Raw genomic sequence first — 15403 nt, 5'->3', positions numbered from 1 at the left:
CGTGGATTGTCGCTGGGCTTGAAAGTCCGCCCCTGCCGACCCCGGACCTTCCGACTCAGCGAAGCTTGAAGACGCTGACCACTTCCACCATGCGCGCCGCTTGGCCATTCAGGCTCTCGGCGGCTGCCGCCGCTTCCTCGACCAGGGCGGCGTTCTGCTGGGTCACTTGATCCAGCTGAGTGATCGCCTGGTTGATCTGGCCAATGCCGCTGGTCTGTTCCTGAGCGGAGCTGCTGATCTCGTTGATGAGGCTGGCGACTTGCTTGACCTGATCGACGATATCGCCCATCGATTCGCCGGCTGCACCCACCAGGCGGCTGCCGACTTCGACCCGTTCGACGCTGGCGCCGATCAGGGTCTTGATTTCCCGCGCGGCCTCGGCCGAGCGCCCGGCCAAGCTGCGCACTTCGCTGGCAACCACGGCAAAGCCGCGCCCTTGTTCGCCGGCCCGTGCCGCTTCGACCGCAGCATTGAGCGCCAGGATATTGGTCTGGAAGGCGATGCCATCGATGACGCCAATGATGTCGGAGATCTTCTTCGACGAGGTGCTGATCTCTTGCATCGTTGCCACGACTTGACCGACCACCTCGCCGCCCTTGACCGCAGCCGTGCTGGCTGAGCTGGCCATCGCATTGGCTTGGCGTGCAGTTTCAGCGTTATTTCTCACCGTGGCGCTGAGCTGCTCGACAGAGGCGGCCGTCTGTTCGAGGTTGCTGGCCTGGCTTTCGGTACGCTGAGACAGATCGGAGTTGCCGCTGGCGATTTCGCTGGCGCCGGTGGAGATGTTCTCGGCGCCGCTGCGGACCTCGCTGACCATACGGGCCAGGCCGTTGCGCATATCTCGCAGGCCACTCAGCAACTGCGCGGCCTCGTCCTTGCCGCTGATCTCGATTTCACTGACCAGGTCGCCGTTGGCCACGCGGGCAGTGGCTCCCAGGGCTGTTTGCAGCGGTTGGGTGATGCTGACCGTCAGGCGCCAGGCCATCAGGGCCGACATGGCCAGGACCAGCACACCGGCCACGCTGATCACACCGACGGTGGTCGCGTTGCGCTCATTGGCTTGGGCGGTCGCCTCGCTGCCACGCTGCTTTTGCAGGTCGATGAAGGCCAGCAGCTCGACCACCGCTTTGTTGAGCAAGGGATCGATTTTGCTGGTGATGACCTTGGCCGCCTGTTCGGTGTTGAACTGTGCCGCCAGATCGACGGCTTCCTTGAACTGCACATCCATCTGCTGATCGATGTCGGCCAGGCGGGCGAAGATGGCTTTCTCTTCGGCCACGAGCTCGGCCGACTCCAACTTGCCTTTGGCGGCGAGGTAAGCGGCACGTTGCTTTTTCGCTTCCGCTTCGTCCTTCTGTACCCCGCTGACTTCGGTCTGCAGACCCATATTGCGCACCGCAACAGCACTGCTGAGCAGGGAGTTGCGCATTTCGAATGCCAGCTCTTCGCGGGCGACCGAGCGCTGCAGGGTATCCAGAAGTGTGGCTCTGCTGGAGCGATTGCTCAGCAGCGCCCCCAGCAGCAGCACGATGGCGGCCAGCAGAATGGCGCCAAAGCCGAGGCCCAGGCGCAGGCCGATTTTCATATCGCGTAAGTTCATCCGCATGCTCCGGAAGGCCGTTCAAAAACCTGCCAGCCTTCAAGGGTGGCAGATGGGCGTTGCAACAGTGCGCAGGCTGGGCCGGCTTCAGTTCTTGTAGATGCCGCAGCCGACCAGGGTGTCACCGACGCGTTCCAGATACATGGCCTTGCCCTCGATCTTCTGGGACACCGGGTTGAGGAATTTATAGCCTTCGACCCAGCCCTTGCCTTTGGTCTTGGCCAGGTCCACAAACATCTGGATCAGCGGCTTGCCATCCGGGTCCTTGAGGCCGATCAGGTCCTTGCCCACCAGCTTGGGGTTGGCACCTTGGGCCAGGTTTTTGCCGTTCAGGTCGTAGACGATGATGTACAGGTCCCGGTCCTTGAACGTCTTGCCGTTGGTGAATTCCTCGTAGGCCTTCTCTGGCCCCTGGGCCTTGATGTAGCTGATTGCCTTCTTGACCATGGCTTCAGCCTCCGCCGCCGTGCCGTTCTCGACCGCATGCGCAGCGCCCGCCAAGGCGAGGCTGGCCAGGCTGGCCAGCATCATGTGCAGAACTTTTTTGAGTGCGCTGAAGAATGTCATCGGTTGCTCCTGATTGAGGGTGAACGACGGAGGGCCAGGCCAGAGGCCCCGGCGCTTGACCGAGAGCTCTGCTTCAGGGCGAGCCTTGCAGACCTGCCCCTTCGGCTCGTTTCATCCTAAGCCTTTCGGTGCCAGCAGGGAACCGCGCATGGCATTGAATCTCCGCGGGCCCCAATCGCTGTGCACCGGCCTGGCACCCATCGCTGAGCCATCTTCCTTCTTGTGGACTGAGCCCGCTGCATCGAAGCGGCCGTTTCGGAGGCGCATTTCCGCGCTTTAGACGGGCGGTGTTGTGTTCTGTTCTAGCTATTTCACGAGGGACGCGGGAATTGCGTGCATCCAGGCCGCAGCCGATGCCCAGTGGCATCGGCGAGGAGTTGAGGCGTCAGGGGCAAGGTCTGGGCCGCGCAAGCCCGCGTAGGCCCAGTGTCCAAAATGGATCGAAGCTCGAAGCGAGAGATCATCGTGCTCATCGGTGCTGCGGACCGGCCAGGGCCGAGCTCGTGAAACATCCGGGCTAGGCCGGCGCGGCGCTCAGGAACGCGTCTGGTCGTTGTCCTTGTGGCCGATCAGGCGCACCAGGGTGGCGCGCAGCTTGGGCGCGTCGATGGGCTTGGTCAGGAACTCGTTCATACCGGCGGCCAGGGCTTCGTCGCGCTCGGAGACGAGGGCGGCGGCGGTCAGGGCGACGATGGGCAGCGCTTCGGCGTCGAAACGCTGGCGCACCTGGCGGGTGGCCTCGTGGCCGCTCATCACCGGCATCTGCACATCCATCAGCACCGCGTCGAAAGGCCGGCCCATGCTGGCAGCAGCAAAGATGGCTTCGACCGCCTGGCTGCCGTCGTTGGCCTGCGAGACTTCCAGCCCCCATTGCTGCAGCTGGGCCACGGCAATCATCATGTTCACCGGGTGGTCTTCCACCATCAGCACGCGCAGGCCTTGCAGGTCTTGGTTGTCGCGTGCCTCGCGTGGCTGACTGCTGATGGGCGTGGACGCCGCGGGCAGGGGCAGCTCGGCCCAGAAGGTCGAACCCTGGCCCGGCGCGCTCTGCACACCGACTTCGCCGCCCATCAGGGTGGCCAGCTCGCGGCAGATCGACAGGCCCAGGCCGGTGCCGCCGTAGCGGCGCGTGGTCGATTCGTCGGCTTGCGTGAAGGCCTCGAACAGGCGCTCATGCAGCTCGGGCGCAATGCCGGGGCCGGTGTCGCTGACTTCGATGCGCACGCGCTCGCCGGCCAGCGCCATCACCCGCACGGCCACCGATCCCGACTCGGTGAACTTCAGCGCATTTGACAAGTAGTTGCTGAGGATCTGGCGTATGCGCACCTGGTCGCCGACCACCCAGGCCGGGATCTCGGGCGCCACATCGATCTTGAAGGCCAGGCCATGGGCATGGGCCAGGGTCAGGTAGGCCATGCGCATGGTGGCCAGCATGTCGCGCAGGGCGAAGGGCGCAGCCTCCAGGGTCAGGCGGCCGGCCTCGATCTTGGACAGGTCGAGGATGTCGGAGATCAGGCCCGAGAGGCTCTCGGCGCTGTCCAGCATCTGGTCCAGGTACTCGCGCCGCGTGGCCTCGGGCAAGTCGGGCTGCTGCAGCATGCGGGCCAGGCCCAGCAGGCCGTTCAGCGGCGTGCGGATCTCGTGGCTGGTGTTGGCCAGGAAGGCGCTCTTGGCTCGGTTGGCGGCCTGCGCCTCGTCTTTGGCCTGGGCCAGGGCGGCTTCGACACGGCGGCGCTCGGTCACGTCTTCCATGATCCAGATGGTGCCGCCGCGGCTCGGGTGATTCAGGTCCACGGCGCGTGCCAGCAGGCGGCAGAGGAAGGTCGTGCCGTCGCGCCGACGCATGGGCCGTTCGGTCTCGACCTGCTCGCCCAGGGCCAGACGTGGGCCCAGTTCACGCCCGATGGCGCTGTAGTCCTCGGCATTGGGCCAGACCACGCTGCCATGCTGGCCGACCAAGCCGCCCGGTGGCCAGCCGAACATGGTCTCGACCAGTCGGTTGGCCTGCACGAAATGCTGCTCGCGCGTCAGGGTGATGCCGATCGAGGCGTTTTCGAGAATCGCCTGGTGCACCAGGCGCGTGCGCTCGGTTTCGGTCACATCGCGGGCGTTGATGACCAGGTACTGCTGGCCGTCGAGCGCAAACGGCGCCGCCGACATCAGCATGGAAATGGCCTCGCCGTTCTTGCAGACAAAGGTCACCGGCAGCTCCGACACCCGGCCTTGCGTGCGGATCAGCTCCAGCATGTGCTCGCGTTCGGCGCGGTTCTTCCAGATGCCCAGCTCTTCCGAGCTGCGCCCCAGCACCTCTTCGCTGCTGTAGCCGCTGAGGCGCTCGAAGGTCTTGTTCACCATGGCGTAGCGGCCGGACGCGACTTCGGTCAGGGTGATGACATCGGGGCTGGTGGCCACCAGATGCGAGAGCAGGCCCTCGCTGCGGCGCAGGGCGTCCTGGGCGCGCGACTGCTCGGTCTGGTCGATGAAGAAGGACAAGGTGGCCGGGCCGCTGGCGGCGTCCACACGCACGCTGGTGGCCTGCACCAGGCGGTGGCGGCGCGACAGGGTGCGCAAGCGGAACTCGGCCATGGGCAGCATGCCGCCGACCGGCATGGCCTCGATCTTGGCAGCGCGCTGGCGAGCGCGTTCGTCGTCGCCGGGCTCGTAGTGGGAGAACAGGTCCTGGCCGATCATGCTCGAACGCTGGGTGTAGCCAAACATGGCCATGGCGGCCGGGTTGGCGTCCAGCACCCGGCCCCAACGATGTAGCACCAGGGGGCTGGGCGAGCGGCGGAACAGCTCGCGGTAGCGGGTCTCGGTGGCGTGGATGGCCTGTTCGGCCTGCACCTCGGCCGTGACATCGCGCCCCACGCCCCAGTAGCCGCGGAAATTGCCGGCCGTGTCGAAACGTGGCTCGCCGCTGATGGAGACATAGCGTACGCTGCCGTCCAGGGCGCGGCGCCGCGCCACCAGGCCGTTGAAGGGGCGGTGCGATTCGAGGTCGGCGCGGTGCGCGTCCATGTCCTCGTCGTTCAGTCCGATCTGGTCCACCTCCCAGGGTGTCTTGCCCAGGCGGGCCTGCAGGTCCAGGCCCGAGCTGCCGGCCTTGTCCTCGGCCAGATGGGTGAAGCGGTAGTCGCGGTTCATCTCCCAGTACCAGTCGGCCGCCATGCTCAGCAGGCCACGGAAACGGGCGCTGCGGTCGCTGGCGGCCTTGGTCGAGCGCTTGACCATGCGCTCCGTGGCCACGCCGACCAACACGCCGGCGCACAGCAGCAAAGTGTGGATGGCGATGCGCGTGCCCAGGGGCTGCATGGCCGTGACGCTGGTCGCCCAGCCCTGATATTCGGCCCAGCCCAAGCCCAGGATGGCGGCCAGGCCCAGGCCGGCCAGGGCCAGGCCAATGCGCAGGCCCAGCATGCCGGTTGCGAACGCGGCGATCAGCCCGCCCACGGCCAGGGCGATCGAGTACAGGCCGACCCCGCGTGAGACTGCGATCAGGGTGGCGACGCCGATCACCAGGGCCAGCAAGCTGGCCACCACGGCCCCGCCATGCTGGCGCGGCAGCTTCCACAGGCTCAGAAAGCTCAGGCCGCCGAGCAAGGCGCAGGCGGCCGGTGGCAGCAAGCCGTCCAGCGGTTCATTGCCCGGGCGGGTCAGCAGCAGCACCAGGGCTCCGCAGAACATGATCACGCCGCAAGTCATCAGGAACAAGCGCACGGCATGCCAGCGCACCTTGCGCTCTATGGCGGCCTGCTGCTCGGCCGGGCTCAGGTCCTGGCCGACCAGGCTGCTCAAATCATCGAGGGAATCGGTACCGCTGCTGCTCACATCTGCGCCCTGGCTTGGCGGCAATGCCGCTCACGCCGGGGCCTGCCCCCGACGAACAACGCAGTCTCCCCGACTCCGGGGCGCCTGAACATCGGGACTGCACGGGTAAAACCACGCTATTTCGCCGCCGACGCACGGCCGGGCGCAAAGCGTGCAGGAAGTGGCATCCCTGCCGCCGAGACTCAGCGGCGGGCAGCGTTCAGAGTTTCGCGCGTGGCCAGGGCCACGCGGCGGGCGGCAGCGGCAAAGTCCTCGCCGGCGCTGGCGTAGAGCACGGCGCGCGAGCTGCTGACGATGATGGGGCCGCCCTGGCCTTCGCGGCCACCGGCGCCGGCGCGCCAGCCGGCCTTGACCGTGGCCTCGGCGTCGCCGCCCTGGGCGCCCACGCCCGGGATCAAGAGCGGCAGGGTCGGTGCCAGCTCGCGCACGCGTGCGATCTCGGCCGGGTAGGTGGCGCCCACCACCAGGCCCAATTGGCCGTTCTGGTTCCAGTCGGTCTGAGCCAAACGGGCCAGATGCTCGTACAGGCGCGGCTGGCCTGCCACATCGGCCAGGCGCTGGTTCTGCCAATCGCTGCCGCCGGGGTTGGAGGTGCGGCAGAGCAGGATGGCGCCCTTGTCCGGGTAGCGCAGATAGGGCTCGATCGAGTCAAAACCCATGAAGGGCGAGAGCGTCACGGCGTCGGCTTGGTAGCGCTCGAAGGCCTCGCGGGCGTACTGCTCGGCGGTGGAACCGATGTCGCCGCGCTTGGCGTCGAGGATGACGGGCACGCCTGGCGCCACGCGCTTGATGTGGGCCATCAGCTGCTCCAGCTGGTCCTCGGCGCGGTGGGCGGCGAAGTAGGCGATCTGCGGCTTGAAGGCGATCACCAGGTCCTTGGTGGCATCGACGATGGCCGAGCAGAAGTCATAGATGCGCGAGGTATCGCCCTTCCATGCGCCTGGGAACTTGTTCGGTTCCGGGTCCAGGCCCACACACAGCAGCGAGTCGTTCAGGGTTTGTGCGGCGTGCAGTTGCTGGATGAAGTTCATGGGGGCTATGACCTTGAGGTGGTGGCAGGGCTGGGTGGCATATTGTCCAATTTTTCAATCCGGGAGCGCCATCATGCAGGTGTTGAAGACCGAGAGACTGAGCTTGCGCTGGTTCGAGCCCGCCGATGCGCCCTATGTGCTGGAGCAGATCAACGAGGCCGGCTGGAAGCGCAATATCAGCGATCCCGGCGTCAGCGATCTGGCCGCCGCCCATGACTGGATGGCGGCCAAGCTCTACAACTGGTACTGGCCGCAGGGCCTGGGTCTCTGGGCCGTGGAGCGGCTCAGTGACGGGGTGGTGGTCGGCATGTGCGGCCTCTTGCAGCGCGATCACTTGCAGGCGCCCGACATCGGCTACGCCCTGCTGCCGCGCTATGAGGGTGCCGGATATGCCCGCGAGGCCGCCCGAGCCTGCCGCGCCTATGCCCATGAGGTGCTGGGCGAGCCCCTGCTGTTCGGCACCACGGCCACCTTCAACGAGGATTCGGGCGCGGTGTTGAAGGACATCGGCATGCACCTGCTGTCCACTGGGCCTCTGGGCGAAAGCCCCGAGCCCAGCCATCTCTACGGCGTCGGCGAGGCCGGGCGCCTCAATGACGACGGTCAGGTGCGCGACTTGCTGGCGCGCTTCTTTGCCGTCTTCGACAACCGGGTCGGCCGCCTCGCGCCGCTGGCGGCCCTGCCTTTCTTTCTGCTGCCCGAGGCGGTGCTCAGCCGTGCCAACGCAACCGGGGAGCCGGCCGGCGTGGAACGCATGAGCGTGCGTGACTTCGTCGAGCCGCGCGCCCGCATGCTCGCCGAAGGCGGCCGCCTGCAGGAGTTTTCCGAGTGGGTAACCGAGCAGCAGGTGCAGATCAGCGGCCGGGTTGCGCAAGTCTGGCTGCGCTACCGCAAGAGCGGCATCCTCGACGGCGAGCCCTTCGAGGGCGCGGGCGAGAAGACCGTGCAGCTGGTCAAGCCGGGGCGGCGCTGGAAGATCGCCGCCATGGCCTGGCAAGATCAAGCTTGAGGGCTTGTGAATTTTCTACTGCGCGACTGTCATGCGTCGTTGGTCCGGTGTTGGCTCCGACATCACATTCGCTCTGCGAATATGAGTCTCGCCGCAACTTCGTTGTCGGAATCCTCATGTACAGGAAGTACGTTCCGGTTCCTGCGCTCCGTCCGCCTCGGCCAGAGGCCTCGGCCTTCGCCAGGCAGAAGCAGGCCTCAGGACTGCTTCTGTCCGGGCTCAGCCTAGCCGTGCCGCCGCTCGCTACAAAAATTCTCAAGCTTTGAAAGCGGGGTTGCGCCGCAAGGGGCTGGCTACACTGCGGGCTGTCAAGACATGACCCTCTGAACTATGGCCTCCTCCATCCTGCTCGTGGAAGACGATGAACGCCTGGCCGAACTGGTGGCTGAGGCATTGCGCAAGGCCGGCTACGAGGTCAGCCTCGCCGCCACCGGCCCCGAGGGTGAGCGCCTGATGCGCGAACAGCCTTTCGATGTGGTGCTGCTGGACGGCCACCTGCCCGGCAAGGACGGCTTCGATGTGCTGCGCGATGTGCGGCCGGTGTTCCATGGCCGCATCGTGATGCTGACCGCGCGCGACGACGACATCGACCAGGTCCTGGGCCTGGAGGGCGGCGCCGACGACTACATCACCAAGCCGGTGGCACCGCGCGTGTTGCTGGCCCGCCTCAAGGCTTTGCTGCGCCGCGAGGTGGCGGCGGCCAGCGAGGCAGACGACGACGCCAATTTGCGCTTCGGCGAGCTGCTGATCCGCCCCGCGGCACGTGATGTGTTGCGCGGCGGCGAGCGGGTCGAGCTGACCACGGCCGAGTACGAGCTGCTGCTCTTTCTGGCCGAGCGGGCCGGCCAGGTGGTCAGCCGCGACGACATCATGCAAGGCCTGCGCGGCCTGGAGTTCGACGGCCTGGACCGCGCCATCGACGCCCGCGTCTCGCGCCTGCGCAAGAAGATCGGCGACGACGCCCAGGCCGCCGAGCGCATCAAGACCGTGCGCGGCCAGGGCTATCTGTTCGCGCGTGATTGATCGATGGATCAATCAACGGATCGCCTGACCCCCCACTCTGCCCCGCCATGCCCGCCCTCAGCATCCGTTCACCCATGACCCGGGTCGCCCTGGGCCTTGGCGTGTCGGTGCTGGCCCTGGTGCTGCTGGTCCAGGGCCTGCTGATGCTGGCCGTGGACGGCGTGACCGATGACTATGTGCGTCGCTTCATGCGCGGCACGGTGGACATGCTGCAGCACGAGCTGGCGCCGTTGGAGCCGGAGCAGCGTGCCCGCCGGGTGCAGGTGCTGGATCAATTGTTCGCCTACCCGGTCACCCTGGTGCCTGCGGCCGGCTTGCGGCCTGAGGACTTGGTGACCTTGAGCCGTGGTGAATTGGTGGTGCAGGGCTTCAACCGGCGCATCTATGCCTCCCTGCCCGGGCTTAACGAAGTCGGGGGTCAGGTCTTGCTGCTCGGGCCGCTGAACGCTGACGGCCACCCGGCCGGTCATCTGCAGGTGCCGCGCGAGCTCTGGCTGCAGCTCGCGGCTTCGCTGCTGCTGGGCCTGACGGTGTTTGGGCTGGCCGCCTGGCTGTTGCGCCCGGTCTGGCGCGATATGCGAGCCCTGCAACAGGCGGCTGAGGGCATGACAGCCGGCCGTTTCGACATCACCATCCGCGAGCCCGAGAGTCGTTTGTTTGCCCCTTTGGCCGCCGGTGCCCGCGCCACGCTGGAGCGCCTGGCCATGGCCCTGGCCACCCAGCGCGAACTGACCGGTGCGGTCTCGCATGAGTTGCGCACACCCCTGGCCCGCCTGCGATTCGCTATTGACGCCCTGGTGGATGAGGACGATGCCGGCCGCCGCGAGCTCGCAGTGCAGGCCTGCGAGCGTGATATCGACGAACTTGATGCCTTGATCGACGCCAGCCTGATGCTGGCCCGCTTGGACATGGGGGCACTTGAAGTGGCCTGCGCCCCCGGCGACCTGGGCAGTTTGCTGGCCCAGGAAGCGGCCAGCCTGGCTCCCTTGTTGGACGGCAAGCAGCTCAGTACCGACATTCGTCTCGGGCCGCAGCCCTTGCGCTTCGACGCCCGCCTCTTGCCCTATGCATTGCGCAACGGCTTGCGCAATGCGGCCCGCCATGCGCGCGAGCGGATCCGTTTGTCAGCTTGGCTGGACGAGCGCGGTCAGATTTGCCTGGCCGTGGACGATGACGGCGAGGGCGTGCCCGAGTCCCAGCGCGAGGCCGTGTTCACGCCCTTCAAGCGCCTGGACGGCCCGAAGGAGCGCGGCAGCCGCGGCTTCGGCCTCGGTCTGGCGATCGTGCGCAGGGTTGCCGAAGCCCATGGCGGCCAGGCCTTGATGCAGAAAGCGCCCGAATTGGCCGGCGCTCGCCTGTTGATGCGCTGGCCTGACAGAGAATAGCGCCGGACTGTTTGCGCAAATGCCTGAACGGCCAACCGAACCCAGCCCGGAATTCATCCCTGAACCGACCATGATGTTGAGCCCATACACCGACGTGTTGCAGGACGAAATGTTGCGCGAGATTGCCCGGCGCGGTGATGTACGCGCCTTTCCGGCCTTGAGCACCTTGCTGCGCGAAGGCGACACCACCGACGCTTTCTACATCCTGCTTTCGGGTCGGGTGAAAGTGTTCGGCACCGACGCCAAGGGCCGTGAAGTGGTCTACAACACTCTGGGTCCGGGCGAGTATTTCGGCGAGCTGAGTCTCGACGGGTCGCCCCGCTCGGCCTCGGTGCAGAGCCTGGAGCCGGTTCACTGCGTGCTGGTGCGCGGCACCGAGATGCGCGCCTTCCTGGCGCAGCACCCGGATTTCGCTCTGCACCTGATCCGCCACCTGATCGGCTTGCTGCGCCGCGCGACCGACAGCGTCAAGAGCCTGGCCTTGGACGACGTCTATTCGCGCCTGGCCAAGCTGCTGCAGGAAATGGCCGAGCCCGATGCCAGCGGCCGCCTGGTTGTGCCGCACAAGCTGACCCAGCAAGACCTGGCCGAACGCGTCGGTGCCTCACGCGAAATGATCAGCCGCATCCTGCAGCAGCTGGTCAAGGGTGGCTATATCGAGCGCCAGGGCCGGCGCATGGTCTTGCTGAAGAAGCTGCCGCCGGGCTGGTGAGCCCCGGGCGTCAGCCTTAAACCGGTTGGACGGTGTGGCTGATATTGAGTTTCAGCCATTGGCCTGGTTGCTGAGGCAGTTGCACTTGGTACTCCTGACCTTGGTGCTCGTAGCGCACCGAGTAGTCGCGCACCTGCTCGCGCTGCACGCTGACCGGGCGGCAGACCTGCACCTGCTGCTGGCTGTAGCTGGGGTAGCTCGCCGTCGAGCCTGACTGTTCGGCCATGTTCTTGCCGATCAGGGCGCCGGTGGCGCTGCCGGCGGCGATCGCCACATGCTTGCCATTGCCCTTGCCGACCTGGCTGGCCAGCAGGCCGCCAGCCAGGGCGCCGAGCAAGGCGCCGCCGGTGCTGCCCATGCCGGCTTGGCTGGCCACGGGCGGCTGCACCACCTGCTGGGTCTCATAGCTGCACTGCTGGCGCGTCTCGGTGATGCGCTCCAGATTCGGGGTGGATGAGATCACGCGCACCAAGGTGCTGCTGCCACTGCTGGCTTGCGGGGCCAGGGTTTGCGCCCGGACTTCGGCGGGCAGGCCGGCGAACAAGACGGCGCTCAAGGCCAGTGCCAGGGCGCTGGCGGCAATGTTCTGCGCCGCGCTGCGGTCGGCGATGGCCTGTTCCGCCAACACGGGCAGGTTCTGCAGGGGCCGGGCTTGGGGGCGGGCGAGGCGGCTGCTGAATTTGCGCTGGAAGGGGCTGAGGGTGGTGGCCAGTGCGTGCATGGTGAGGTCTCCGATGAAGCTGTTGTGTCGATGAACAGCATTGTCAAAAACCTCGCCCTGAATGTCTGTAGCGCTTGCGTGCGCCGAGTTTGACCAACTGTGACCGGCGCTGGCATCTAGCCTCAGCGCCGCAGCGATTTGCAGGGGTCTTCGCGCTCGGCCGGCGCCGTCAGCACGCGGCTGTCAAAGCGGCCCGGGCCTTCCTGCCCTTGCTCCAGATAGCCGATGGCGCGGATCTCGCTGGCTGGTACACCGGCCGCCTCCAGATAGCGCGGCACACCAAGCTCGCGGTCCACATGGCCGTTGCCGGCAATCAAGATCACGCGCTGGGCGCCGCCTTCGCGTGCCGCCAGCATGGCCCGGGCCATGGCGGCATCACGCGCACGCTGAGCCAGGGCCATGGGCGCTTGCATGGCCGCAGGCAGGGCGCCGCAATGGCCTTCGTCGATGGCCTGGATCATGGCGGTCTGTTGGGCCTCGCCCCAAGGGGTCTGCTCCAGCAGGCGGCGCAGATCAGCGGGCCAAGTCTCGGCCGACACGCCCTTCATCAGCGGGCGCAGCTCCTCGCGGCTGAGGTTGCCGCCGGCCACCGCCGCGCCAGCATGAAGACTGGCTTCGAACAGGGGCTTGTGCAGCGGCCAGCGCCAGTTCTTCTTGTCCAGTTGGGCGAGCTCCACCAGGGCCTCGACGTCCGTGAGCGCCTCGGGCGGCAGCGCTGCCAAGGCGGCCGCGTTCTTTGCAGGGATCTGCTCGAACACCACGGTGCTGCGCCGCCCGTCCTTCAGCTGCTCGGCCATCCAGGCCGCGCGCAGGCGGTGTTGTTCGGCGTTGTCGTGCACTTCACCGAGCAGGATGAAGCGGACGCCCGTCGCGCCGCCGTCTGCGGCCAGGGCCGGGTTGCTGTTCAGGCCGCCCAGCGCGAGAACCAGGGCCAGGGTCAGAGCTTTCATTGCATACCTTTGCCAAGAATTGCGGCCGAGAACGGGGGGCTGATCTTGCCACGGCGAGCCGGCGTTCAGCTGGCGCGAAACGCCGTGGGCAACTCGCCCGACCAGCGCTTGAAGGCGCGCCGGAAGGAGCGCGGGTCGGCATAGCCCAGAGCCTGGGCCACTTCGCTGATACTGAGCTCTGAGTTGATCAGCAGGTCGCGTGCGCGCTCGTAGCGGGCTTCGTCGCGCAGATCGCGGTAGCTGGCGTTCTGGTCCACCAGGCGGCGTCTCAGCGTGCGTTCGCTGACATTGACCTGCGCCGCCATCTCGCGCTGCGAGGGGCTGTCCTGCAGGCCGTAGCGGATGCGGCTGACCACCGAGGCCAGCAGATCGTCGCGGCCGATGGGCGCGGGCAGCAGGCGGTTGAGCTGCTTGCGCACCAGCTCGCTGCTGAGCCGGTCGTAACCGGGCATGCGCATCTGCAGCCATTGCGCGTCCACCGTCATGCGGTGCTCGTCGGCATTGAAATGAACCGGGCAGCGGAAGAAGCGCTCGTACAGCCGTGGCTGTGCCGGGCAGGCAAAGGCGAACTCAATCCGTAGTGGCTTGAAGTTCGCACCCACCATAGCCCGCGTCACCGCCACCACGCCGGCGAAAGACTCCTCGACCAGAAAGCTCTCGATCTCGCGGTCGAAGATGTGGGGGGTGGAGCTGAGGTAGAGGCGATCGCCTTCGATACTGAGCAAATGCGGCGTCATGGTGCCTATGACGGTCTGGCGTTCCAGCCCGTAGCTGACCGCCTCGCCCAGGGTTTCGCAGCTGAGCATGGCCAGGCCGGCCAGGCCCCATGACACCGGCGTCTCGCGCGCACCGACGGCCAGGCCCAAGGCCGGCTCGTTCAGCTCCTGCTGTACCCGCAGGATCAGAGTCCGGGTTTGCTGGTGCGAGATCAGCACGTCTTCCTCGGCCAGGGTCTGCGGCGTCAGGCCCAGGCCACGGCACAGGCGCTCAATGGACAGGCCTCGTTCCTCGGCCAGGGCCAGCAGCACGCGCGCCACCGAGGGCACCAGATTGGCCTGGCTGCGCGGGTCGGCATGGGCCTCGTTCTCAGACAGGGGGCTCTTGAAGCTCATGGGGAATGATCACGGAACTGGAGATGAACAGAACGGATAACTGAAAAGTTTGACCGATTTTGTGCCATCTTGGACGCACGCTGTGGCTGCCTCACAAGGCCATTTTCGCGGCTGGAGTGTTCTTATTACCTATGTAAATTCAAAAACACGCCGCAATGCGGGCGCAATTCGCACTGTGACAGCAGCGTCATATTGCTTGTCCGAAAGTGCGCCATGCATGGCCGAAATAGTTCCTTGATCAGGGAAATGGTGCCACTAGAGTTCGCCCGTTCACGAATGAGCCAATGCCTCCTCGCCTCAGACCGACGTCCTCGAAGTAAACCGCCATGTCACCTTCTTCTTCTCCTGCCCAGCGCATGCCCATTGTTCCTTCTGCCCATGTGCTGTGCATGCTGGCGCTGGCCTTGCTCGGCCTGGCCGCTTGCAGCCCGGCAGCCAAGGAGGAAAGTGCGGCCGCTGCCGCCAGCCAGCCGCCGCGCATTGTGCTGGTGGCCAGCGCTCAGTCGTCCGCCAGTCAGGGCCCGGAGTTCATCGGCGAGGTGCACGCCCGTCAGCGCGCCGAGCTGGCCTTTGCGCTGTCCGGCCTGGTGCGCCAGGTTCTGGTGGAGCCCGGTGATGCGGTCAAGCGCGGCCAGCTCTTGGCCAGCTTGGACCCGGCGCCGGTGCAAGCCCAGCTGGGCACCGCCCAGGCCGAGATCCAGCGCCTGCAAGCGGGCTTGGACGAGGCCCGCCGCAAGCAGCAGCGCCTGCAGGCCGCGCGCGAGCGCCAGGCCGCCAGCGAAGCCGAATGGACGGCCGCACAAGCCGAACTGCGCATGGCCGAGGCCGCACTGGCCGCCGCCCGGTCGCAGCGCGAAAACAGCGCCTGGAACCGTGCCCAGGCCGAGCTGCGCGCGCCATTTGACGGCGTGGTGGCTGTGCGCCAGCTGGAAGTGGGCCAGGCGGTGGGCTCGGGCCTGCCCGTGATCACGGTAGACGGCGCCGGGCGCGAGCTCTGGGCCCTGCTGCCCGCAGGCCTCAGGGGCGTGAGCGTGGGCCAGCAGGCCCGCCTGTTGACCGCTGAAGGTGAGTTGGACAGCCGCCTGCTGCGCCTGGCTGCGCGCCAGGAAGCTGGCGGTGCGCGCCGTGCGGTCTTTGAGCTGCCGGAGCAGGCCCGCGTGGGCGACACCGTGTCCCTGCGCTTGCTCGGTCCGGCGGCCGTGAGCGGCACGGTCTGGGTGCCCTTGCGGGCCATCGAGGGCCCGAGCGCACAAAGCGCCGCCAAGGTACTGCGCCTCAAGGCCGACGGCCAGTCGCTGGAGCGCGTGGAGGTGCGCCTGGGTGCCACGAGCGCTGAGTTGGTTGAGGTGGTGTCGGGCCTGAAGGCCGGCGAGCGCGTGGTGCTGGCTGGCGGCCACAGCCTGGCGGCCGATGCCCGCGTCAAGCCCGTCAGCAGCTTGCGCTGAGCCCGGAAAGAGCCGTCAGA

The 15403-nt window shown here is 66.9% G+C and carries 12 protein-coding genes; 5 read left to right on the top strand and 7 right to left on the bottom strand.

What is annotated here, in order from left to right:
• Window positions 1-55: 55 nt before the first annotated feature.
• The 4 genes from LNV23_RS23940 to pyrF all read right to left on the bottom strand — a co-directional run bounded on the left by LNV23_RS23940 (window position 56) and on the right by pyrF (window position 7026).
• Entirely contained in the window at window positions 56-1600 is a 1545-nt protein-coding gene (locus LNV23_RS23940; protein ID WP_318023201.1) for a methyl-accepting chemotaxis protein, read from the bottom strand.
• 87 nt (window positions 1601-1687) lie between these two features.
• On the bottom strand, window positions 1688-2167 hold the full coding sequence (locus tag LNV23_RS02545; protein WP_263561508.1) for a cache domain-containing protein: 480 nt from the start codon (window positions 2165-2167) through the stop codon (window positions 1688-1690).
• A 534-nt stretch (window positions 2168-2701) separates the two neighbouring features.
• Window positions 2702-5995, bottom strand: coding sequence for a PAS domain-containing hybrid sensor histidine kinase/response regulator (locus LNV23_RS02540; protein WP_263561507.1), 3294 nt, complete (start codon window positions 5993-5995; stop codon window positions 2702-2704).
• Window positions 5996-6177: 182 nt separating this feature from the next.
• A complete protein-coding gene (pyrF, locus tag LNV23_RS02535) occupies window positions 6178-7026 on the bottom strand; it encodes an orotidine-5'-phosphate decarboxylase (protein ID WP_263561506.1) in 849 nt (282 codons plus the stop codon).
• A gap of 73 nt (window positions 7027-7099) precedes the next feature.
• On the opposite strand from pyrF, the gene LNV23_RS02530 reads away from it, so the two are divergent.
• The 4 genes from LNV23_RS02530 (at window position 7100) to LNV23_RS02515 (ending at window position 11155) form a co-directional block, all read left to right on the top strand.
• A complete protein-coding gene (locus tag LNV23_RS02530) occupies window positions 7100-8035 on the top strand; it encodes a GNAT family N-acetyltransferase (RefSeq protein WP_263561505.1) in 936 nt (311 codons plus the stop codon).
• A gap of 330 nt (window positions 8036-8365) precedes the next feature.
• Entirely contained in the window at window positions 8366-9058 is a 693-nt protein-coding gene (locus tag LNV23_RS02525) for a response regulator (RefSeq protein WP_263561504.1), read from the top strand.
• 47 nt (window positions 9059-9105) lie between these two features.
• Window positions 9106-10443, top strand: coding sequence for an ATP-binding protein (locus LNV23_RS02520; RefSeq protein WP_263561503.1), 1338 nt, complete (start codon window positions 9106-9108; stop codon window positions 10441-10443).
• Window positions 10444-10513: 70 nt separating this feature from the next.
• Window positions 10514-11155 carry a Crp/Fnr family transcriptional regulator gene (locus LNV23_RS02515; RefSeq protein ID WP_263561502.1) on the top strand — a complete coding sequence of 214 codons (642 nt, stop codon included), beginning with the start codon at window positions 10514-10516 and terminating at the stop codon, window positions 11153-11155.
• A gap of 16 nt (window positions 11156-11171) precedes the next feature.
• Here the strand turns inward: LNV23_RS02515 and LNV23_RS02510 are convergent, their stop codons facing one another.
• The 3 genes from LNV23_RS02510 to LNV23_RS02500 form a co-directional block, all read right to left on the bottom strand.
• Entirely contained in the window at window positions 11172-11876 is a 705-nt protein-coding gene (locus LNV23_RS02510) for a glycine zipper 2TM domain-containing protein (RefSeq protein ID WP_263561501.1), read from the bottom strand.
• A gap of 122 nt (window positions 11877-11998) precedes the next feature.
• The gene (locus LNV23_RS02505; protein WP_263561500.1) at window positions 11999-12826 is read right to left on the bottom strand and encodes a ChaN family lipoprotein; all 828 of its coding nucleotides are present in this window, start codon (window positions 12824-12826) and stop codon (window positions 11999-12001) included.
• A gap of 65 nt (window positions 12827-12891) precedes the next feature.
• Window positions 12892-13938: an AraC family transcriptional regulator gene (locus tag LNV23_RS02500; protein ID WP_263561499.1), complete on the bottom strand. Its 1047-nt coding sequence runs from the start codon at window positions 13936-13938 to the stop codon at window positions 12892-12894.
• Between the two features lie 326 nt (window positions 13939-14264).
• Between LNV23_RS02500 and LNV23_RS02495 the strand changes: the two genes are divergently transcribed.
• Entirely contained in the window at window positions 14265-15383 is a 1119-nt protein-coding gene (locus LNV23_RS02495) for an efflux RND transporter periplasmic adaptor subunit (protein WP_263561498.1), read from the top strand.
• The last annotated feature ends 20 nt before the right edge of the window (window positions 15384-15403 follow it).

Origin of the sequence: Kinneretia sp. DJ1R-11 (assembly GCF_025717595.1) — a bacterium.
GTDB lineage: Bacteria > Pseudomonadota > Gammaproteobacteria > Burkholderiales > Burkholderiaceae_C > Paucibacter_A.
This window is presented reverse-complemented; position numbering and strand designations above follow the sequence as displayed.

Excerpts from the sequence above, each read along its gene's own strand:
- LNV23_RS02525 (WP_263561504.1), top strand. The coding sequence starts at position 8,366 with ATGGCCTCCTCCATCCTGCTCGTGGAAGACGATGAACGCCTGGCCGAA.
- LNV23_RS02505 (WP_263561500.1), bottom strand. The coding sequence starts at position 12,826 with ATGAAAGCTCTGACCCTGGCCCTGGTTCTCGCGCTGGGCGGCCTGAAC.
- LNV23_RS02520 (WP_263561503.1), top strand. The coding sequence starts at position 9,106 with ATGCCCGCCCTCAGCATCCGTTCACCCATGACCCGGGTCGCCCTGGGC.
- LNV23_RS02510 (WP_263561501.1), bottom strand. The coding sequence starts at position 11,876 with ATGCACGCACTGGCCACCACCCTCAGCCCCTTCCAGCGCAAATTCAGC.
- pyrF (WP_263561506.1), bottom strand. The coding sequence starts at position 7,026 with ATGAACTTCATCCAGCAACTGCACGCCGCACAAACCCTGAACGACTCG.
- LNV23_RS02495 (WP_263561498.1), top strand. The coding sequence starts at position 14,265 with ATGTCACCTTCTTCTTCTCCTGCCCAGCGCATGCCCATTGTTCCTTCT.
- LNV23_RS02545 (WP_263561508.1), bottom strand. The coding sequence starts at position 2,167 with ATGACATTCTTCAGCGCACTCAAAAAAGTTCTGCACATGATGCTGGCC.
- LNV23_RS02515 (WP_263561502.1), top strand. The coding sequence starts at position 10,514 with ATGATGTTGAGCCCATACACCGACGTGTTGCAGGACGAAATGTTGCGC.
- LNV23_RS02530 (WP_263561505.1), top strand. The coding sequence starts at position 7,100 with ATGCAGGTGTTGAAGACCGAGAGACTGAGCTTGCGCTGGTTCGAGCCC.
- LNV23_RS02500 (WP_263561499.1), bottom strand. The coding sequence starts at position 13,938 with ATGAGCTTCAAGAGCCCCCTGTCTGAGAACGAGGCCCATGCCGACCCG.
- LNV23_RS23940 (WP_318023201.1), bottom strand. The coding sequence starts at position 1,600 with ATGAACTTACGCGATATGAAAATCGGCCTGCGCCTGGGCCTCGGCTTT.